This window comes from Komagataeibacter xylinus (genome assembly GCF_009834365.1).
GTDB classification, from domain to species: domain Bacteria; phylum Pseudomonadota; class Alphaproteobacteria; order Acetobacterales; family Acetobacteraceae; genus Komagataeibacter; species Komagataeibacter xylinus_D.
The window spans coordinates 838,823-859,799 of the sequence record NZ_CP041348.1; the positions used below are offsets into that span (position 1 = coordinate 838,823).

Consider the following 20,977-nt stretch of genomic DNA (forward strand, 5'->3'; position numbering starts at 1 on the left):
AATTATTTTCTAATGCAGCATGAGGGGCGCGGCTCCCTCATCAGCAGGCTCGGGCACCCGGGCAGGCAGCGGCGGGGAAACCGGCTGTGGTGCTCCGGGCGGGGCGGCAGGTGCCGCGCCTGCCGCAGGCGGCACGGGCTGGCCATCAGGCGTAACAGCGGGTGCGGTCTCAGTGGGTGCGGCCACAGCGGCGAGTGGCGGCGGGGCGGGGGCTACATTGTCACCCGCGCAACCCACGAGCTGCACATCATAAAGCGGGTTCTGGAACACGCCGGTGGCGGGCTCGGCTACCGCCATCCAGCCCTGAAAGGCAGCCATGCCCTCATGCGCGTCATGCACGTCGAGCCAGGCAGCGCTATCGGCAGGCAGGGTGGCGGGGCGCTGCAGGCAAGACGTGGCATGCAGGGTCAGGCTTTTATAGGGCATGTCCTGGCCTGTGGGCACGTTGAGCAGCACGACATGGGCATCAAGCTTGTCGAGCACGCGCACCACCGCCACCGTGCGCCCCTGCCACGTATCGGGCGGGTACATGGCGGGCGGCGCCAGCCATTCGGTGGCGTGGGCAAGGCACGGCAGGCCAGCGAGCAGCAGGGCGGGCAGACAACGGAGCACGCGCCTCATGCGTGGGGGCTCCGCAGGGTGTTGACCACGTCGATCAGGATCTGGCGCATGGCCGCCTCATCCACGCCCATCAGCACCGCATCCTCGAACGCATCTTGCAGTATACCCTGCACTTCCTGATGGTTTTCGCGCAGTACCAGCAATTTGTCGCGGCATGAAACCGGCGTGCCATCGCGCTGCGGCCACACGGTGGGCCGGGTGCTCTCACCGCTCATGGCGCATCTCCGCCCGGCGCGGGGGCTGTGGCCTGATTTGCCTTGTCCTGTCGGGCCTTGGTCAGCGTATCGGTCACCGAGAAGATGAATTTGCTGAGCAGTTGCTCGAGACTGATCGCGCCCTGTGTCTCGCCAATCGTGCCGCCGGGGGCAAGCATCTTGTCGTCGCCGCCGGGTGAGAGCGCGATGTATTTGCCGCCAAGCAGGCTGTCGCTGGTAATGATGGCCGCCGTGTCATCAGGCAGCCTGATGTCGGGCCGCACGGTAAAGGTCACCTGTGCGGCATAGGTTTTGGGGTTGACGCTCTCATCGACCACCTGCCCCACCGTAATGCCCGCAAGCCTGACATCCGAGCCGATGGACAGGCCATCAATATGGGCAAATCCGGCATGAAGCCGGTAGCCGGTTTCATGCGGGCGGCCCTTGTCGAGCACGGCATAGGCCAGCAGCCCCGCAAGCGCGGCCAGCACGGCAAAACCGGCAAGAAGTTCCGCTGGCTGACGGCCCGCGCGCCCTGAAACAGCAGCAACCATGGTGGCAAAGCTTCCCCAATATCCAATGGCGCGCACCCTAGCAGGTTACGCCACGGGTTTCATCCCTCGGGGTACCATGCCTCATAATCACTGGTGGTTGAAGCCCGCTGGCCGCCCCGGCAGTCGCTGCCCGGCGGGTGGTACGCATTGGCCGTGCCGGTCTGGTTGGGCTGCCACGGCTGCTGCCAGGGCTGGCGCGCGCTTTCGGGCAGGGGGGCGGCCTCCATGTGGTGCAGCCAGCCCCACCATTCGGGCGGCACGGCGGATGCGTCCTCGCCTTTGAGGTAGATGACCCAGCGCTCGTGGCGCGTTTCTCCGCCGCCGGTGCGGTTGGGAGTGCGGGCCTCATAATAACAGCGGCCATCGGCATCCTTGCCGACCAGCCGCCCCCTGAAGCGGGTATAGATACGGGTGCCTAGATTTGCCATGCCACAAGCCTAATCCGCCAGTACCCGCGCGGTCCACGCGCATATGCGTGCGCAACCCTCACATCTGCGGGATCAGCGCGGGGTGTGTGCCGAGGCGGCCTGCGCTTTCAGAAATGCCGCCTCACGGCGCGGTGATGGCCGTGCGCGCAGGCATTGCATAGTTATCCCCCATATCCACTGTATTCAGTGGCATGTATAGTTGCGACTCCGCAGCAAGCGGGTTCCGCTGGCGTGCAGCCGCCCGGTAAACAGGAAGCATGACAGCACGAAGCCACTGGAACGGCGTGCGTATGCGTACCGTTGAAGCCGCAGCGGACCCAGACGACGCGCCGCGTTCCGTAACCCTGCCCGCCGACTGGGATGACACGGCAGCCGAGGCCGTGGCCCGGCTGGCCCCCGGCCATGGCCCCGCCAACCTGCCCGAACTCGCGGCGCGATGGATCGATGACCTGTGCGCGGGCGAGGTGTCCGGCCCGGTCATTGGCCCGGTTGCGCGTGCGCTGTCGTGCCTGCTGCTCATGCGCCAAGCCGCGCCCACCGAAAGCCTGTGGCATGGCCACCATGACCGCAGGCCCGCCTTCGTGATCAACCTCGCCGCCTTTGTCGAGGCCGATAACAGCTTCATGGCGCACGACTTCGTGGCGGCCCTGCGCCTGCTTGCCCGCGTGCTGCGCACCCTTGCGCACCAGAAGCTGCACATGCGCAATGGCGAACTGCCCCTGCCCGAGCCCGAAGGCGGCGCGGTTGCGCATCTGCGCGCCGTGGCCCTGCCTACTGCCGGTGGAAGCCATGAGCACCCCACGGTTGCGGGCGCGCTGCTGCTCACCAACCTCGATGCCTGCCTTGCCGGGCTGGGGCTTGATTATGACAGCGAGGCCGGACGCGACGCGGCATGCAGCATCGTGGCGCTGGCCACCCTGGTCGCCCATGCGGGCGAAGGGGCGGATGCCATGCCGCTGCCCCCCGTGCGCAGCATCCTGCCCGGCGTGAGCCAGATCGCGCGCAGCGTGTGGCAGGAAGCGGCTGTCGAGACCGACCAGCCCGCCGCCCGCGTCGAGACCGGCTTTTCCATCCCCGGCCCCATCGATGCGCTGCTGGGCGTGGAAGCCTGCGGGCTGGCGCCTGTCTTTTCCCCGCTGCGGGCTGACGGGCGGCTGGCCATGAGCACGCTGGCCCGCCTGGCCAGCCGGGGCCTGACGCTGGAGGCAGCCTTTGCTGCAACCCTTGCAGGCGAGAGCGTGCTGCCCCTGCCGGGTGCCGTATCGCATCAGGCCATGCACCGCGCGCTGAGCGGGTTTGTGGACCGCGTGCCCGCCCGCCCTGATGCCACGCGCGACACGCTGGCCACCCGCGCGGGGCTGGAGCGCGGCGTGCGCCGCCACCTGCCCGCCCGCCATGGCGGCTTTACGCAGAAGACCCGCATCGGCGGCCACCGCCTGTTCCTGCGCACGGGGGAATATGCCGATGGCTCGCTCGGCGAGATCAGCTTCACACCCACGCGGGAAAGCCCGATGGTGCGCGGCCTGATGGACACGCTGGGCCAGGCCGTGAGCATTGGCCTGCAATACGGCGCGCCGCTGGAAAGCTATGTGGAAGCATTTGCCTACACCCAGTTCGGCCCTGCCGGCACGGTGGAGGGCGATCCGGTTGCATCCTACGCCACATCCATGCTCGACTATGCCTTCCGCGCCCTGTCTGATGCCTATCTGGGCCGCAGGCTACCCGATGCTCCGCATGAGGAGATGCTGGCCGAAAGCCCTGCGCCCATGCTGCCGCTCGACCTGCCCGGCTCCGGCAATGACGATGGCGATGACACGCCCCCCCGGCGGCGCGGGCTGCGGCTGGTCGGATAACCCGGCCCGGCATCCCGCCGCCTGAACACAAGGATTGTTGCCCATGTCCGATACAACACCCGAACAGCGCCTCAGACAGCTTGGCATCGTGCTGCCCACGCCTGCCACCCCCGTGGCCAATTACGTGGGCACCGTCATCAGCGGGTCATCGCTGGTGGTGTCCGGCCAGTTGCCGCTGGTTGATGGCAAGCTGCTGACCACCGGCAAGCTCGGCGGCACCGTGGCGGTGGAACTGGCGGTGGAAGCCGCGCGCTACAGCATGATCAACGTGATTGCGCAGGTTAAGGCCGCCGTGGGCGACCTCTCACGCGTCAGGCGCGTGGTGCGGCTGGGCGGATTCATTGCCTGCACGCCCGACTTCACGCAGCATGCCGCTGTCATGAACGGGGCCTCCGACCTGGCAGTGGCCGTGTTTGGCGATGCGGGCCGCCATGCCCGCTCGACCGTGGGCGTGCCCTCGCTGCCGCTCGACTCCGCTGTCGAGGTCGAGGGCCTGTTCGAAATCAGCTGATGTAACCACCACACACGTCCAAGGGAGCCTGTCATGACCGCACCGCCCCGCACCGCCTGCACTCCGGCGCAGGCATCATGACCGGCACCACCATGACCCTGCACCGTCGGATTGCCGAGATCCCGGCGGCGCAGTGGGATGGCTGCGCGGGCGATGACAACCCGTTTGTCAGCCACGCCTTCCTCTCCGCACTGGAAGACAGCGGCTCCACCGGCCCGCAGACCGGCTGGATGCCCCAGCACCTTGCCCTGCGCGACGCTGAAGGCCGCCTGCTGGCGGTCGCCCCGCTTTACGCCAAGGGCCATTCCTTTGGTGAATACGTGTTCGACCATGCCTGGGCGCGTGCCTTCGAGCAGGCGGGCGGGCAGTACTACCCCAAATTGCAGGTGGCCGTGCCGTTCTCTCCCGTGCCGGGGCCGCGCCTGCTCGTTCACCCCACCGCCGCCGATGCCGACAGCCTGCGCCTGCTGGCGGGCCGCGCGCTGCGGCAGGCCTGTGGGGAGATGGAGCTATCTTCCGTGCATATTACCTTCTGCACGACGCATGAATATGAACTGCTGGGTGAAAGTGGCTGGCTGCAGCGCCTTGGCGTGCAGTACCACTGGGATAATCAGGACTACACCAGCTTTGACGATTTTCTGGGCATGCTCGCCTCACGCAAGCGCAAGGCCATCAGGCGCGAGCGGCGTGATGCCAATGCCTGCGGGCTGACATTCCACACCTATCGCGGCACCGAGATTACCGAGGCGCTGTGGCAGGATTTCCATCACTTCTACCTCTCCACCGTGGACCGCAAATGGGGCAGCGCCTATCTGCAGCCCGCCTTCTTCCCGCTCCTGTCCGAACGGCTGGGCGACAGGGTGGTGCTGATGATTGCGAAGCAGGACGGCGTGCCGGTGGCGGGCGCGCTCAACCTGATGGGGCGCGATACGCTATATGGCCGCAACTGGGGACGGCGCGAGGGGGACTGGCCGTTCCTGCACTTCGAGCTGTGCTATTACCGCGCCATCGACTTCGCCATTGCCCACGGGCTGAAACGGGTGGAAGCGGGGGCGCAGGGCGAGCACAAGCTGCAACGCGGCTACCGCCCCTGCCTGACCCATTCCGCCCACTGGATCAGCCACCCCGGCCTGCGTGAGGCCGTGGCCGAATTCCTGCAACACGAGCGCGCGGCCATACGGGCCGAGCTGCCCGCCCTTGATGCCATGACACCCTACCGCACAGAAGAGTAAGCCCGGACATTCCCCCTAAAAGTTTCTGGTAAAGCTTTTTTCAGAAAGCTTCGACAGGCACGTCACCTTTTTGAAAAAAGGCGGCACCCGGGAACTTCTGTTTTTTTTGCAGTCCTTGTGATGATGCAGGTCATGCCGCACGGGCCATGACCATGCTAGCCTGCGGCATCATGGCACCAGCGGCCAGCAGGCCGCCCTGTACAGCCAAAGGAGCGCCACCATGTACGCAATGCGACTGCTCGCCCCCCACACCCCCCTGCAATGGACCGAACTGCCCGACCCGCAGCCGGGGCCGGGGCAGATCCGCGTGACCGTAGGCGCGTGTGGCGTGTGCCGCACCGACCTGCACGTGGTCGATGCCGACCTGCCCTTCCCCGGTCATGCGCTTACCCCCGGCCACGAGATCGTGGGCCGGATCGACGCCATCGGCCCCAATGTGGAAGGGCTGCATATAGGTCAGCGCGTGGGCATTCCGTGGCTCGGGCATACCTGTGGCTGCTGCCACTATTGCCAGACCGACCACGAGAACCTGTGCGACCACCCGCTGTTCACCGGCTACACGCGTGATGGCGGCTATGCCACGAAAGCGGTGGCGGATGCACATTTCACCTTCCCCCTGCCTGATGGAGATGACGACGTAGCCACGGCCCCGCTGCTCTGCGCGGGGCTGATCGGCTGGCGCTCGCTGGTCATGGCAGGCAAGGAGGCGCACAGCATCGGGCTGTATGGCTTTGGGGCCGCGGCCCATATCATTGCGCAGGTGGCGGTGTGGCAGGGGCGCAAGGTCTATGCCTTTACCCGCCCTGGTGACACGAAAACCCAGGAATTCGCCCGCTCGCTCGGTTGCGTATGGGCTGGTGGCTCGGATGAGGCCCCGCCCGAACAGCTTGACGCCACCATCATCTTCGCCCCCGTGGGGGCGCTTGTGCCCGCGGCCCTCAAGGCCGTGCACAAGGCCGGGCGCGTGGTATGCGCGGGCATCCACATGAGCGAGATCCCGGCATTTTCCTATGACCTGCTGTGGGAGGAGCGCCAGATCATGTCGGTGGCCAACCTGACCCGGCAGGACGGGATCGACTTCCTTGAACTCGTGCCGCGCGTGGGCATCCGCACCACCACCACACCGTATGCGCTCAAGGATGCCAACAAAGCGCTTGATGACCTGCGCCACGGCCGCTTTGAAGGCGCTGCCGTGCTGGTGCCCTGAAAAACCGGGAAAAGTTTCTGGTGAAGCTTTCTTCAAAAAAGCTTCGAAAAGAACGCAGCTTTACAAATGAAGGCGGCATCCGGAAACTTTTTTCCGCCCCCGGTCCGCATTGAACGGTGCCTGCGCGCACGCGCAAAAATGCCCCGGCCATTATTAATTCTGGCTTTTGGGGCAATCATTCTTTATGCACCGGCCTTCTCCCCTGACGCATGAACACGGCCGGCGGCCAGTTTCCTTCCTGCGTCGCCCATGTTCTTCATGTTTTTGTCCGGATTGCCCGATACATGCCGTTTCCCGAAACCCACCCCGCCCTGCAACGCGCGCTGGACGAGCGTGGGTACGATAACCCGACTCCCGTCCAGAAAGCGGTCCTGGATGTCGCAGCCGAGGGGCGCGACCTCCTCGTCTCCGCCCAGACCGGCTCGGGCAAGACCGTTGCCTTCGGCATCGCCATGGCCGACACCCTGCTTGGTGGCGCCGAGCGCTTTGGCCCCGCAGGCCCGCCGCTGGCCGTCATTATTGCGCCCACGCGCGAACTGGCCATGCAGGTCACGCGCGAGCTGACCTGGCTGTATGCCCCCGCAGGCGGGCGCATCGTGTCGTGCATTGGCGGCATGGATGCAAGGCGCGAGGCGCGCGCGCTCCAGATGGGCGCGCACATTGTGGTCGGCACGCCAGGGCGGCTGTGCGATCATCAGTCCCGTGGCCGTCTGGACATGTCGGACCTGCGCGTGGTCGTGCTTGATGAAGCCGACGAGATGCTTGACCTCGGCTTCCGCGATGAACTCGAGCAGTTGCTCGACGCCATGCCCAAGACCCGCCGCACGCTGCTGTTCTCGGCCACCATCGCCAAGGAAATCGCCTCGCTGGCGCGCCGCTACCAGAACGACGCCGTGCGCATTGATACGCTGTCGGGTGCCAAGCAGCATGCCGATATCGAATACCGCGCCATCGTGGCCGATGCGCGCGAACTGATCCCCGCCGTTGTCAACGTGCTGCGCTATACCGACAGCCAGACCACCATGGTGTTCTGTGCCACGCGTGAGATGGTGCGCCACATGCAGGCGGCCCTGGTCGAGCGCGGTTTCTCTTCCGTCGCCCTTTCGGGTGAGCTGGGGCAGAACGAGCGCACACGCGCCATCGACAGCCTGCGCAAGGGCCAGGCCAATGTGTGCGTGGCGACCGACGTGGCCGCCCGTGGCATCGACATCCCCGCGCTGGCGCTGGTGGTGCATGCCACCCTGCCGACCGACCCGGCAACGCTTTTGCACCGTTCGGGCCGCACGGGCCGCGCGGGCCGCAAGGGCGTGTGCGTGCTGATGGTGCCCATGTCGCAGCGCCGCCGCGCCGAGCGCCTGATGCAGGGTGCCAAGATCACCGCCACATGGTCCGGCGTGCCGACGGCCGCCGAAATCCGCGCCAATGACGCCAAGCGCCTGCTGGCCGATCCCGTGCTGAACCAGGACGTGGCGGAAGCCGATGCCGAACTGGTGGGCCAGCTTGTTGAAGGCCGCACGAGCGAGCAGCTTGCTGCTGCACTGCTGCAGATGTACCGCGCCCGCCTGCCCGCGCCGGAGAACGTGCGCCACATCACGCCCGATGCCCCGCGCCCCGTGCGTGAGCGCCCCGAGCGTGATGGCCCCCGCCCCCCGCGCGAGAGCTATGGCAGCGGCGAGCCGGGCGCCTGGTTTGCCATGAATGTGGGCCGCCAGGAAAAGGCCGACCCGAAATGGCTGATTCCGCTGATCTGCCGCCTTGGTGGCGTGCGCAAGGCGGATATCGGCGCCATCCGCATCAACGACAGCCAGACGCTGTTCGAGATCACGCCGGAATCGACCGAGAAGTTCCGCTCGTGCATCGCCGCGATCGAGAATGACGAAGTGCAGATCTCACCCGCCGCCGCTCCGGCTGGTGGTGCAGGCCCGCGCCGCAGCGGTCCGCCGCGTGGTGGCCGCCCCTTCGCCCGCAAGCCCGGTGGTGGCGGTGGTCGCCCTGGTGGCGGGTTTGGCGGTGGACCGCGCGGGGCTGCTTCATCGCGCAAGCGCCCGCCACGTTCCTGAGCGCCAGACGTCTTTTTTTGTTTCCTTCATGCCCGGCATCGTCCGGGCATGTTGCGTTTCAGGGCTGTAAAACAGAGCCATCTCGCATGCGACGCGCCTGTTCCTTTTCAGTGGCCTGTCCTCTGTACTTCCAGCCCCCATGCCGCGTGCGCACATAGCACGGTGGGGAGCAGGCCGCAGACGAAGGGTACTGCTACGTGCCGGATCACACACCGGCTGCTGGCGAAGCATTTTTTCAAAACAGTTTCATGAATGCCGTCTATTTGAAAAACCGCAATAACCAGAGAATTTCTGGAAACGGTTATTTCATAAAGGTATAAAAAAATGCCACCTTTTTGAAAAAGGTAGCATTTCAAAAGCTTTGATATTTTTTATCTTAAAAATTGTTCCAGAACAGTTCTTTACTGACTGTTCTGGTTATTGCCGCCAAACAGGCCGCTCACGTCGGAGTTGGTCTGGCTTTTGAGGTTATCCCACCGCTGGCGTTCCTCGCTGCCTGCATCACGCAGTTTGTCGAGGCGGTTTTTGGGCGCGTTGCGAATCGCATCAAGCCGGTCACGGCCGTTCTGGATCTTCTGGTCAACGCGATCGCGGTCATCGGTCAGATTCTGCTTTTCATTATCCCACCGGCCTACCGTGTTCTGGCGCAGCGTATCCTTGCGGTCCTGATAGCTCTGCTCAACGTTCTGCCGCTTGTCCTTCCATGCCTGCTCACGGTCCTGCAGCCGGGTGTTGGCGCAGTCACCGGCCTGTGCCACGCGACCGAGCACATCCCACTTGGAGGTGGTCTGGCTGCCATCACAGTCAGCGGCCCGCGCCGTTATGGACACGCCCGTACCTGCCGCGACAACTGCCAGAACAAGCATATATTTACGAAAATTCATTAACGGAACCTTGTACAAAATGGTTTCTACCTGAAACTTTACAGAAACATATGTCAGATTCCGGTCAGAAACATGACAATGCACTGTCATCATTCCTGAATATAGTAATCAGAAGCTGAAAGCGTAGCGCATGCAGCACATGCCACCTGCCCTGCAAACGCAGGTGAGCCCGATACCCATGGTGGACAGCCCGCGATAATGGCACTATGTGACGCTTAAACACATACTATTCCGAATTATAACCCTGAACCCGGTTGCCCTCCGCCGCCTTTGTTGCGGCAATGCTGCCGCCTGCCAGCAATGGTCCCTGCCGCGATGTGGAATGAACCATACCTTGAAACCTGCTGCCGCTCGGCCCTGCACCGGCTGAAGCTGAGTGGTGAAAACGGACGCCCGACCGGCCTGCGCGATGACCCCTGCCTGCGCAGGCTCACAGGCATGGGTCTGGCCCGCATGCATGGCGAGACCCGCTTCGCCATGACCAAGCAGGGGCAGGCCCGCCACCGGACCGAAATACTGAAACTGGCCCCATGATCACCCATGCCGACATCTGGCGCGCAATCGACCGCCTCGCCGCCGAGCGCGGACTGACCCCTTCCGGCCTTGCGCGGGCGGCCGGGCTGGACAGCACCACCTTCAACCCATCCAAGCGGATCACGCCCTCGGGCCGCCCGCGCTGGCCGGGCACCGAGAGCCTGGCCCGCACGTTAAGCGCCACCGGCATCTCGTTTGAGGGGTTCAGCCGCCTGCTCGCGGGGCATGGTGACCCCGAGGCGGATGGCAAGGTGCATCATTCCCACCTCAGGATCGCCCCGTTCTCGCAACTGGCGCATCCTGAACTGTTCGACGAGACCGGCATGCCTGAAGGCGAGCGGTGGGAAAAATGGGACTACCACGGCATGGCGGACCATCATTCCTATGCCGTGCACGTGGATTGCGATTCAATGGAGCCGATTTTCCGCAAGAATGGCACGCTGATCATCTCGCCCACGGCGGCCATACGCGTGGGCGACCGCGTGCTGCTCCATACCGCGCAGGGCATGGCCTGCTGCGGGCATGTGACCGAGCGCTGGCATGATGCACCCGTGACCGCCCCGCTGCATGAGCTTGTGCGCATCCGCGGCCTCGGTGCCATTGACGGGCAGGAAATCATTCTGGATGGCAACACGCGCATCCATCGCATCACGATGGCGTGCATGTAGGCAGGCGCGCAGCCCTACCCCGATATTTTCCTGCCCGGCATGACAGGTAGCGGCTGACTTTCATGCAAATTTACACTATGTCTCGCCCATGACCGACACGCCCCTCTCCCTGATCCGCAATTTCTCGATCATCGCGCATATCGACCATGGCAAATCGACCCTGGCCGACCGCCTGATCCAGGCCTGCGGCGCGCTGACACAGCGGGAAATGACCAATCAGGTTCTGGACAACATGGATCTGGAACGTGAACGCGGCATCACCATCAAGGCGCAGACCGTCCGCCTGACCTACCCGGCGGAAGATGGCAAGACCTACGTGCTCAACCTCATGGACACGCCTGGCCATGTCGACTTCGCCTATGAGGTCAGCCGCTCGCTGGCCGCATGCGAGGGCTCGCTGCTCGTTGTTGATGCATCGCAGGGGGTGGAGGCGCAGACCCTCGCCAACGTGTATCAGGCCATCGACGCCAATCACGAGATCGTGCCGGTGCTCAACAAGGTTGACCTGCCCGCCGCCGACTGCCCCCGCGTCAAGGAGCAGATCGAGGAAGTGGTGGGCATTGACGCCGAGGACGCCGTCGAGGTTTCGGCCAAGACCGGGCTGAACATCGAGGCCGTGCTTGAAGCCCTGGTCAGGCGCCTGCCGCCACCCACCGGCGATGCGGAGGCGCCGCTCAAGGCCCTGCTGGTTGATAGCTGGTACGACCCGTATCTGGGTGTCATCACGCTGGTGCGCGTGAAGGAAGGGCGGCTCAAGCGCGGCATGCGCATCCGCATGATGTCATCTGGCGTGGTGCACCTTGTGGACCAGGTGGGCGTATTCGCGCCCCGCATGACCAACGTGGCCGAGCTTGGCCCGGGCGAGATCGGCTACATCAACGCCGCCATCAAGACCGTGGCCGACACCAATGTGGGCGACACCATTACCGATGACCGCCGCCCCGCCGAGACCCCGCTGGCAGGCTTCAAGCCCTCCATCCCGGTGGTGTGGTGCGGCATGTATCCCATCGTGGCCGATGACTTTGAAAAGCTGCGTGACAGCCTTGCCAAGCTGCGGCTCAATGATGCCTCATTCCACTACGAGGCCGAGACGTCCGCCGCCCTTGGCTTTGGCTTCCGCTGCGGGTTCCTTGGCCTGCTGCACCTCGAGATCATCCAGGAGCGGCTGAGCCGCGAATTCGACCTTGACCTGATCGCGACCGCGCCTTCGGTGGTCTATAAGATGCAGTTGACCAATGGCGAGACGGCGGAACTGCACAACCCCGCCGACATGCCCGACCTGTCGCTGATCGAGAAGATCGAGGAGCCGTGGATCAAGGCCACCATCATGGTGCCCGATGAATATCTGGGCGCGGTGCTGACCCTGTGCAGCGAACGCCGCGGCGTGCAGGAAGACCTGACCTATGTGGGCAACCGCGCCATGGCGGTTTACCGCCTGCCGCTCAACGAGGTGGTGTTTGATTTCTACGACCGCCTGAAATCCGTCACCCGCGGCTATGCCAGCTTTGACTACCAGATGGACGGTTATGAGGAGAGCGACCTCGTGCGCATCTCCATCCTCGTCAACCAGGAACCGGTGGATGCGCTATCCTTCATCGCCCACCGCTCGGCCGCCGAGACGCGCGGGCGCTCCATCTGCGCCAAGCTCAAGGAACTGATCCCCCGCCAGTTGTTCAAGATCGCGGTGCAGGCCGCCATTGGCAGCCGCATCATCGCGCGCGAGACCATTGGCGCCATGTCGAAGGACGTGACCGCCAAATGTTATGGCGGTGACATCTCGCGCAAGCGCAAGCTGCTGGAAAAGCAGAAGGAAGGCAAGAAGCGCATGCGCCAGTTCGGCAAGGTCGAGATCCCGCAGAGCGCCTTCCTCGCAGCGCTCAAGATGGACCAGTAACCCCTGCCCCGACCACCTGCCGCGCCGAATTGCGGCGGGTGGTCGCGGCATGCCGTTTTTCGCTTGCGCGGACGGAATTTGGTGATATGTTCCGCACCCATCGGATACCGCCACCCAAGCGTGTGGCCAGACTTCGATACGGCTGGAGAGATGGCCGAGCGGCTTAAGGCGCACGCTTGGAAAGCGTGTGTACGTTAATAGCGTACCGTGGGTTCGAATCCCACTCTCTCCGCCATATGATGATTTCCCCTATCAAATCAGTCAGCTTTCTACGCGCGATATCATATCGTGCCGTATGCCCTGATGTACGAATCTCTGTTCTTATCCCGATTTCATCGGCTCAATTGCCATCATTGCACCCCAACCGGCAGGTGCACGACCTGTTCCCACGCGAACCGGAAAGCATGATGTAACGGTGCGCGCAGGGTTTTGCAGTAACCAGGCATTGCCATGCGGCGGGTACTGCAAATATCTGAAATATAGCTGCACACATGCGCCAATGATGTGCGGAACATGACATTCCCCTATTCATTTCCTTTCCTTTTCATGACCGGAAAAGGGCTTTCCACACGTGCAGGCTCTATCGTTGCGTCAATCCGCACGGTCATATCGTAACAAAGAGTGACTGCTGCTTATCGACGGATTATTTTATTCCAGATAGCATGGCCTTTGTCCGTCACGGGGATGACATGATTCCGTCATGGCATGACAAAACAGCTTGCGGAATATCCAGTCTGGCGCGTATCAGGCGCGACAACAGGCATTGCGCTCAGGGAAGTACGAAGATCATTGGAAAAGAGTGCGTTAAACGAAAAACCCGGTGCAGGTGAAGGCCGGGTTGCCGTTGTCACGGGGGCAACGGGCGGCATCGGGCAGGCTCTCGTCCGTCGCATGCGCGCGCGGGGTTATACCATCCTCACCCTGTCGCGCCAGGCACGGGCCGCGAGCGCCGGCATCACGACCGTCATGTGTGACCTGACCGATAGCGAGAGCATAAAGCACGCCGTAGCCGATATCGCCGCCCATACGCCCAAAGTGGATGTGCTGGTGCACTGCGCGGGTGTGATCACGCCGCAGGCCGTGGGTGAACTCGACAGCGCCACGATTGCCAGCCAGATTGCCGTTGACCTGACCGCGCCGATCGAACTGACCAATGCCCTGCTGCCCATCATGCAGCGCAAGGGACACATTGTTTTTGTCAATTCCATGGCAGCGGCTTTTCCGCTTGCGGGCAGCAGTGTCTATACGGCGGCCAAATTCGGCCTGCGCGGGTTTGCGCGCGCGCTCGAGCAGGAATTGCGGCCCCGGCGTATTCAGGTTTCCTCCATCTATCCCGCCAGCGTCAACACCCCCATGCTTAGCCAGGAAATGGCGGCGGGCGGGTCAATCTACAACTTCATCGATCCGCCGCAGGAACCCGATGTCACGGCAGGACGCATTCTTGAATGCTGCGAGCGTGGCAGCCGCGAAATCTTCAGTTCCGTGTTCGACAAGCTGTTCACCCATGCCTGCCTCACCTCCATGCGGCTGCTCAACCTGAGCCTGCCAGTCATGAAACTGCTCGGGCGCAGGGGCTACCGCCGCTACCAGCGCGGCCTCACCACCCGGCCCTGACCCGCGCAAGGGCCGGATTCAGGCTTTGAGCAGCAGTTCGCGCGCCAGTTCGTTATGCCGGTGGGCCAGGCGGTCAGGGTCGTGTTCGGTAAACTGCCCGTCCCGGATCAGCACGCGCCCGTTGACAATGGTGCAGGACGTGCGGCGGGGCGTGCAGAACACAAGGGCGGCCACCGGGTCGGCCTGTGCGCCGGCATGGTCGATGCCGCGCAGGTCAAACGCCACGATATCCGCCGCCATGCCTAGCGCAAGATGGCCAATATCATCGCGCCCCAGCACCGCCGCCCCGCCGCGCGTGGCCAGTTCCAGCACTTCACGCGCCTGCATCATGGGCTGGCCGTCCGGTGTTTCGAGCAGGCGGCCAAGCAGCATGGCCTGCCGAGCCTCGCCCAGCATGTGGCTACCATCATTCGAGGCCGAACCATCCACTCCCAGCCCGACGCGCATGCCCGCCGCCACCATGCGGCGCACGGGGGCAATGCCCGAGCCAAGGCGCATGTTGGAGCACGGACAATGCGCCATGCCGGTATGGGTGGCGCCGAAACGGTGGATGCCGGCATCATCAAGCCGCACGCAGTGGGCATGCCACACATCGGGGCCGATCCAGCCGGTATCCTCGGCATATTCGGCAGGCGTCATGTTGAATTTTTCGCGGCTGTAGGCGATGTCGCTGGCGTTTTCAGCCAGATGGGTATGCAGCATGGTGCCGGTGGCACGCGCCAGGGCGGCGGCATTGCGCATGAGGTCGCGGCTGACCGAAAAAGGCGAGCATGGCGCGACCGCAATGCGCTGCATGGCCAGCGGCTCGGGGTCATGATAGGCCGCGATCACGCGTTGGGTATCGGCCAGAATCGCGTCCTCATTCTCCACCACGCTGTCAGGCGGCAGGCCGCCTTTGCTTTCACCCACGCTCATTGCGCCACGGGCGGCATGAAAGCGCATGCCCATCTGCCGTGCCGCCTCGATCTCGTCATCAAGCCGCGCGCCATTGGGGAACAGGTACAGATGGTCACTGCTTGTGGTGCAGCCTGACCATAACAGTTCGGTCATGGCCGTGCAGGCGGAAACACGAATCATCTCGGGTGTCAGCCCCGCCCATATGGGGTAGAGCGCCTGCAGCCACCCGAACAGCGAGGCATCCTGCGCTGCGGGAATGACGCGGGTCAGGGTCTGGTACATGTGGTGATGGGTGTTGACCATGCCGGGCATGACCACATGGCCGGTCATGTCCATGACCTCGTCTGCTGCGGGCAGCGGATCGGTGGCGGTGCCGATGGCCGCCACCTGCCGGTCACGCACCAGCACCCACCCGCCTTCAATCTCGCGCCGCGCGGCATCCATCGTAACGAGACGCAGGGCATTCTTGAGCAAAAGGGTACACGCCATGGGCCACCACCATACAGAAACGGAAAAACCGTATGCTTATGCCGCATTTTGCACGCCATGCCCATGGAACCACGCAAACGGGTATGGTTTCTAGAATTCTGAAAACCGGCTTTTGCCCCCCCTACCCTGAATGAGGAGTTCCCAACATGGCAGCACCCGCCGATACCCTGCATGTCGATCCACTCGTATGGGGCCATGGCCCGAAAATATTCGAAGCCTTTCTGGAGCCGACATGCCCGTTTTCCGTCCGGGCCTTCACCAAGCTGCCCGAATTGCTCGGGGCTGCGGGGCCAGAGCGCATCACCATCAAGATCCGCCTGCAGTCGCAGCCGTGGCACATGTTCTCGGGCGTGATCGTGCGCTGCATCCTCGCCGCCGCAACCCTGCCCGACGGGCGGGAAGCCGCCCGTGCCGTCATGGCAGCCGTAGGCGCGCACCGCGAGGAATTCGAGTTTACCGACCACTGCGCCGGACCGAACATGGATGCGACGCCCAACGACATCATCCGCCGGATCGAACGCTATAGCGGGCTGCAGCTTGCCACGGCCTTTGCCGTGCCCGCATTGCAGAAGGCCATCAAGTGGCAGTGCAAATATTCGCGCCAGAACGGCATTCACGTCTCGCCCACCTTCATGGTCGATGGCCTGATCGACCCTGCCATCAGCAGCGGTGATACGGTGGAGCAATGGATGGCACGCATTTTTGCCTGACCGGCGATAAAGGCCCGGAGCGCTGCCTTTATTTTAAAAAAGGCAGCGTTTTCCAAAGCTTTTTGAAAAACGCTTCACCAGAAAATTTTCATGATTTTATGGGAATGGTGCCGGGTGAGGGATTTGAACCCCCGGCCTTCGGTTTACAAAACCGCTGCACTACCACTGTGCTAACCCGGCATTATAGCACTGCTGCTATACTGTTTCCCCTTTTTGCCGAAATGTCCCGCACGGTCAAGCAGGGATTCGCGGGACTGAAGACTGCATGAAAAGCCCATGCGGAAAACATCGTGCAAACAGAGAAAAGTTTTTGGTGAAGCTTTTTTCAAAAAGCTTTAAAGAACGCCGCCTTTTTGGAAAAAGGCGACACCCAAAAACTTTTATTATTTATTATCAATGCATTAAATGAAGTAACCCCTTAATGCGCTGCCATTTTCTTGGCCCAAGCAGCATGGATGCGCGCGCGTTCGGCGGCACTCAGCCCGCCACTGCCAACCGACGGAGCCGGAGCATTCGGAGCACTTGCCCGCGCATGTCTCCCGTGGCGCACCGGGCGCGAGGCATGCGGCGCAATGCCTGCGGCAGGGTTCTCGTTCACGTCCTGGATTGCGCTGGCGCAGGATGAGTTCTTGCCCACGCCGTCTTCAATGGTGGGCAGCAGGCCGATGGGCGAGAACACGAAACCCGTCAGCACCGAGGCCACGGCGCGGCCGATAATCTCGGCGCCCGGACGGATATTGGGGCTTTTGAGCGGCCCGGTGATGTAGAGCGGGCCGGGAAAAGAGGCAACGGCGAAATGCCGCGAATGCGTGAGCAGCGTGTAGTCGATGGTGTTGTTGCTGAACTTGATGTCCCCCTTGCCCACCGTGCGCGTATCACCTGTTTCCAGCAGCATGGTGCGGGTATGAAAGACACCCTCATTGAGCGGCATGTCGGCTATGAGGCATTTGAGGTCGGTACGCGCGGGCAGGCCAAGGGCCGAGAGCAGCGCCTTGCCCAGTTCCAGCCCCAGCAGGTCGGGCAGGATGGCGGAAATATCACCACCCTCATCAAGGGCCACAGTTATACCGCCATTGCCGCTGCCCACGATCTGGGCCAGCGACTGGCCATGGCCATGCACCATGATGTGGCCGCCAATAATGCCCTGCCCGTGCAGGTTGCGGCCCATTGCCTGCATGAGCCGGGCAAGGTTGATCTGTTCCATGTCGATGCGGATGCGCGCATCCACCCCGTTGCCCTGCGGTACGAAGGTGCCACTGCTGGCCAGCCGGCCACGGCCCACGCCAAAGTTCAGGTGGTGCACATCGATCGTGCCATCGCGGATATCCGCCAGCACGTCGATATTGTCGAGCGGGACATGCTGGTTCTCGATATGGTCGCCATGATAGGCGAGATGGACATTGGTGGCCTTGAGCTTGGGCATGTTGATCGGCGTTGTGGGCAGCACGGCGCCACTGGCCTCATGCGCCTTTTCCTCCGCCGCCTGCTGCGCGGTGGAGGGATGATCACCCGGCGTCGCGCCAAAGAAACCGCCCAGATCGGCCAGATCCACATGCCGTGAATGCAGGTCGGTATCGACAAAGGTCACGGCCTGATGCGGGTCCACGCTGATCGTGCCCCCCAGATCGCTGGAGCCGACCGTGCCCTCGAATTCATGAAAGCGCACCCGGCCATCAACATAATCAAGCCCGCCCGCCACATGGTAGGCAGGGGTTTGCGGAATCACCACGCCGGTCAGCGGATAAAGCAGCGACATGTCCGGCCCCGCCAGCGTCAGCCGCAGCCGCGCGCCCCTGAACGAGAGCGGATCATCCACCGACCCCACCAGCGTCAGCCGCGTAGGCCCGTGGCGCACGTCTACATCCACCGGGTAGGGCTTTGTCCTGTCTGCCAGCGAGACCAGCGCCCCGCCCGAGAAATGGCCGATAATCGCCTGCCCGGTATAGGTGCCGCGTATGTCAGCCACGATGCGGGGCTGCACATCGCCCTTGCCGGGCGTGGTATGCACCTGTGCGCGCATGTCGCTGCGCAGGCCCGCATGCACGAGGTGGAGCTGGCCGTCATTGATGTTGAGTTCGCCAATCTGCGGCATGCCGCCTGAAGAACTGCCGCCACTGTCAGGAAACTGGTAGTTGGCCCGGCCCCCGCGCTGCTCGTTGAGTTCAACCACCGGCCTGTCCAGTGCTATGACCGGCAGGTCGATCCGGCCACCAAGCAGGTGCCACAGGTTGAGGCCCACCATCAGGTGGTCGGCAGTGGCGAAGGGCGGCAGCTTTTCAAACCCGTCCGGCTCGTCAATCCGCACGTCATCGGCCGTAACGCGGATCACGCGCCCGATATGCACATGCAGGTGCGCCACCGTCACCTTGCGGCCCAGAGCGGCCCCTGCCCTGCGCTCCACGATGGGAATGAACCAGTCCCATGACCAGAAGATGACCAGCGCCATGATTGCAATAGCCAGCACCCCCAGAACCGGAAAACGTATCTGTGCCAGCACCCCGCGCCGTGCCGTGCTGTTCTTGGGTTCCGGTTGAGGCATTGCTGCATGTGCTCCTTGTGCAGATGGTGGTCAGCCATCAGATGAACGACTGGCTACAGGGTGGAGTTGCGCCCACACCCCCCGTAGCCTTGCACGTTCCGGGTTAACGGCTGGTTCAGGCCGGTGCGCTTTAGGGTGGCGCGGGGGGCGTGCGTCCTGTATGCGATCAGGCAACTTTATCCCCTTCTGTAACCAGATTGACGCGAGAGGTCACTGTCATGCCCGCCTATCGTTCCCGCACTACGACCCATGGCCGCAACATGGCCGGTGCGCGCAGCCTGTGGCGTGCAACCGGCATGAAGGATGGCGACTTCGGCAAGCCGATCATCGCCATCGCCAATTCGTTCACGCAGTTCGTGCCCGGCCATGTCCATCTCAAGGATATGGGCCAGCTTGTGGCGGGCGCCGTGGCCGAGGCCGGTGGCATTGGCCGCGAGTTCAACACCATTGCGGTCGATGACGGCATCGCCATGGGCCATGGCGGCATGCTGTACAGCCTGCCCTCGCGCGAGCTGATTGCCGATGCGGTGGAATACATGGTCAACGCCCACTGCGCCGATGCGCTGGTGTGCATCAGCAACTGCGACAAGATCACGCCGGGCATGCTCATGGCGGCGATGCGGCTCAACATTCCCACCATCTTCGTCTCTGGCGGGCCGATGGAAGCGGGCAAGATCCTCAATAACGGCACCGAGCAGCAGGTTGACCTCATTACGTCAATGGTGGCGGCGGCCAACTCGGATGTCAGCGATGAGCAGTCGGCCACGATCGAACGTTCCGCCTGCCCCACCTGTGGCTCGTGCTCGGGCATGTTCACCGCCAATTCCATGAACTGCCTGACCGAGGCGCTCGGTCTGGCCCTGCCGGGCAATGGCAGCCTTGTCGCCACCCATACCGACCGGCGCGAACTGTTCGAGCGCGCGGGCCGCGACATCGTGGCCCTGGCAAAACGGTGGTATGAAAATGATGATGCTACCGCCCTGCCGCGCGGCATCGCCACCAAACCCGCGTTCGAGAACGCCATGACGGTTGATGTCGCCATGGGTGGCTCGACCAACACCGTGCTGCACCTGCTGGCCGCAGCACATGAGGGCAAGGTGCCCTTCACCATGGCCGATATCGACCGCCTCTCGCGCCAGGTGCCCAATCTGTGCAAGGTCTCGCCCTCGCGCATGGATATCCATATGGAGGACGTGCACCGCGCGGGCGGCATTCCCGCCATCATGGGCGAACTGGCCCGTATGGGGCTGCTGAACATGGACGTACCCAGCGTGCATGCAGCCGATCTCGGCACGGCACTGGCACGGTGGGACATTGACACCAAGACTGCAGATGAAGCGGCCCGCACCTTCTTCCGTGCAGCACCCGGCGGCGTGCGCACCACGCAGGCATTCTCGCAGTCCAGCCGCTACAGGGCGCTTGATACCGACCGGGCGAATGGCGCGATCCGCGATGCGGAACATGCCTACAGCCGCGATGGCGGGCTGGCCGTGCTGTTTGGCAACCTGGCTGAAGATGGCGCCATCGTCAAAACCGCTGGCGTGGCTGACAACCTGCTCACCTTCACCGGGCCTGCCCGCATCTTTGAAAGCCAGGATGCCGCCGTCTCGGCCATTCTGGGCAACGAGATCGTGGCGGGCGACGTGGTGGTGATCCGCTACGAAGGCCCAAAAGGCGGGCCGGGCATGCAGGAAATGCTGTACCCGACCAGCTACCTCAAATCGAAGGGCCTGGCCGAGAAATGCGCCCTGATTACCGATGGCCGGTTCTCGGGTGGCAGTTCGGGGCTTTCGATCGGCCATATCTCGCCCGAGGCGGCGGAAGGCGGCATCATCGGCCTGCTTGAGGAAGGGGACACGATCGAGATCGACATCCCCAACCGCATCCTGCGCACCACCGTAAGCGATGCCACGCTGGCCGCCCGGCGCGACGCCATGGAAGAGCGCGGCGAGCGCGCCTGGCAGCCGGACCGCACGCGCACGGTCTCGGTCGCACTACAGGCCTATAGCGCGCTGACCACCAGCGCGGCCCGTGGCGCCGTGCGTGATGTCAGCCAGATTGGCCGCCGCACCAGCCGCTGAACGGTTC

The 20,977-nt window shown here is 63.6% G+C and carries 18 protein-coding genes and 2 tRNA genes; 12 read left to right on the forward strand and 8 right to left on the reverse strand.

What is annotated here, in order from left to right; genetic code table 11:
- Positions 1-9: 9 nt before the first annotated feature.
- The 4 genes from FMA36_RS03965 to FMA36_RS03980 are packed head-to-tail and all read right to left on the reverse strand — an operon-like array spanning position 10 to position 1,797.
- Positions 10-621 (reverse strand): DUF2155 domain-containing protein, encoded by a 612-nt coding sequence (locus tag FMA36_RS03965; RefSeq protein ID WP_159261002.1) that lies wholly within the window; start codon positions 619-621, stop codon positions 10-12.
- A complete protein-coding gene (locus FMA36_RS03970; RefSeq protein WP_159261004.1) occupies positions 618-836 on the reverse strand; it encodes a hypothetical protein in 219 nt (72 codons plus the stop codon). Before FMA36_RS03970 ends, FMA36_RS03965 begins: the two co-directional genes overlap by 4 nt.
- The gene (gene mlaD / locus FMA36_RS03975) at positions 833-1,369 is read right to left on the reverse strand and encodes an outer membrane lipid asymmetry maintenance protein MlaD (protein WP_159261006.1); all 537 of its coding nucleotides are present in this window, start codon (positions 1,367-1,369) and stop codon (positions 833-835) included. The genes FMA36_RS03970 and mlaD overlap by 4 nt, the downstream gene beginning before the upstream one ends.
- A 59-nt stretch (positions 1,370-1,428) precedes the next feature.
- Positions 1,429-1,797 carry an NADH-ubiquinone oxidoreductase subunit NDUFA12 family protein gene (locus tag FMA36_RS03980; RefSeq protein WP_159261008.1) on the reverse strand — a complete coding sequence of 123 codons (369 nt, stop codon included), beginning with the start codon at positions 1,795-1,797 and terminating at the stop codon, positions 1,429-1,431.
- Between the two features lie 257 nt (positions 1,798-2,054).
- Between FMA36_RS03980 and FMA36_RS03985 the strand changes: the two genes are divergently transcribed.
- The 5 genes from FMA36_RS03985 (at position 2,055) to FMA36_RS04005 (ending at position 8,660) form a co-directional block, all read left to right on the forward strand.
- Complete coding sequence (locus FMA36_RS03985; RefSeq protein ID WP_159261010.1) at positions 2,055-3,650, forward strand: TSCPD domain-containing protein; 1,596 nt, start codon at positions 2,055-2,057, stop codon at positions 3,648-3,650.
- 43 nt (positions 3,651-3,693) lie between these two features.
- Entirely contained in the window at positions 3,694-4,161 is a 468-nt protein-coding gene (locus FMA36_RS03990) for a RidA family protein (RefSeq protein WP_159261011.1), read from the forward strand.
- A gap of 77 nt (positions 4,162-4,238) precedes the next feature.
- Entirely contained in the window at positions 4,239-5,393 is a 1,155-nt protein-coding gene (locus FMA36_RS03995; protein ID WP_167518007.1) for a GNAT family N-acetyltransferase, read from the forward strand.
- Between the two features lie 220 nt (positions 5,394-5,613).
- Positions 5,614-6,600, forward strand: a complete 987-nt coding sequence (locus FMA36_RS04000) for a zinc-dependent alcohol dehydrogenase family protein (protein WP_159261013.1) — start codon at positions 5,614-5,616, stop codon at positions 6,598-6,600.
- A 284-nt stretch (positions 6,601-6,884) separates the two neighbouring features.
- Positions 6,885-8,660: a DEAD/DEAH box helicase gene (locus tag FMA36_RS04005; protein WP_159261015.1), complete on the forward strand. Its 1,776-nt coding sequence runs from the start codon at positions 6,885-6,887 to the stop codon at positions 8,658-8,660.
- Between the two features lie 401 nt (positions 8,661-9,061).
- Here FMA36_RS04005 and FMA36_RS04010 read toward each other — a convergent pair whose 3' ends face one another.
- Complete coding sequence (locus FMA36_RS04010) at positions 9,062-9,544, reverse strand: hypothetical protein (protein WP_159261017.1); 483 nt, start codon at positions 9,542-9,544, stop codon at positions 9,062-9,064.
- Between the two features lie 315 nt (positions 9,545-9,859).
- Here FMA36_RS04010 and FMA36_RS04015 point away from each other — a divergent pair, with 315 nt between their 5' ends.
- The 5 genes from FMA36_RS04015 (at position 9,860) to FMA36_RS04035 (ending at position 14,254) form a co-directional block, all read left to right on the forward strand.
- A complete protein-coding gene (locus tag FMA36_RS04015) occupies positions 9,860-10,078 on the forward strand; it encodes a hypothetical protein (RefSeq protein WP_159261019.1) in 219 nt (72 codons plus the stop codon).
- Entirely contained in the window at positions 10,075-10,746 is a 672-nt protein-coding gene (locus FMA36_RS04020) for a S24 family peptidase (protein WP_159261021.1), read from the forward strand. Before FMA36_RS04015 ends, FMA36_RS04020 begins: the two co-directional genes overlap by 4 nt.
- A gap of 88 nt (positions 10,747-10,834) precedes the next feature.
- Complete coding sequence (gene lepA, locus FMA36_RS04025) at positions 10,835-12,640, forward strand: translation elongation factor 4 (protein ID WP_159261023.1); 1,806 nt, start codon at positions 10,835-10,837, stop codon at positions 12,638-12,640.
- Between the two features lie 144 nt (positions 12,641-12,784).
- Positions 12,785-12,875, forward strand: a tRNA-Ser gene (locus FMA36_RS04030).
- 470 nt (positions 12,876-13,345) lie between these two features.
- A complete protein-coding gene (locus tag FMA36_RS04035; protein WP_159261025.1) occupies positions 13,346-14,254 on the forward strand; it encodes an SDR family NAD(P)-dependent oxidoreductase in 909 nt (302 codons plus the stop codon).
- An 18-nt stretch (positions 14,255-14,272) separates the two neighbouring features.
- Here FMA36_RS04035 and FMA36_RS04040 read toward each other — a convergent pair whose 3' ends face one another.
- Positions 14,273-15,640, reverse strand: coding sequence for an 8-oxoguanine deaminase (locus FMA36_RS04040; RefSeq protein WP_159261027.1), 1,368 nt, complete (start codon positions 15,638-15,640; stop codon positions 14,273-14,275).
- A 146-nt stretch (positions 15,641-15,786) separates the two neighbouring features.
- Here FMA36_RS04040 and FMA36_RS04045 point away from each other — a divergent pair, with 146 nt between their 5' ends.
- On the forward strand, positions 15,787-16,350 hold the full coding sequence (locus FMA36_RS04045; RefSeq protein ID WP_159261029.1) for a DsbA family protein: 564 nt from the start codon (positions 15,787-15,789) through the stop codon (positions 16,348-16,350).
- Between the two features lie 105 nt (positions 16,351-16,455).
- Here FMA36_RS04045 and FMA36_RS04050 read toward each other — a convergent pair.
- Both FMA36_RS04050 and FMA36_RS04055 read right to left on the reverse strand, forming a co-directional pair.
- Positions 16,456-16,530, reverse strand: a tRNA-Thr gene (locus FMA36_RS04050).
- A gap of 238 nt (positions 16,531-16,768) precedes the next feature.
- Entirely contained in the window at positions 16,769-18,889 is a 2,121-nt protein-coding gene (locus FMA36_RS04055; protein ID WP_159261031.1) for an AsmA family protein, read from the reverse strand.
- Between the two features lie 218 nt (positions 18,890-19,107).
- On the opposite strand from FMA36_RS04055, the gene ilvD reads away from it, so the two are divergent.
- A complete protein-coding gene (gene ilvD / locus FMA36_RS04060; RefSeq protein WP_159261033.1) occupies positions 19,108-20,970 on the forward strand; it encodes a dihydroxy-acid dehydratase in 1,863 nt (620 codons plus the stop codon).
- Positions 20,971-20,977: the final 7 nt, after the last annotated feature.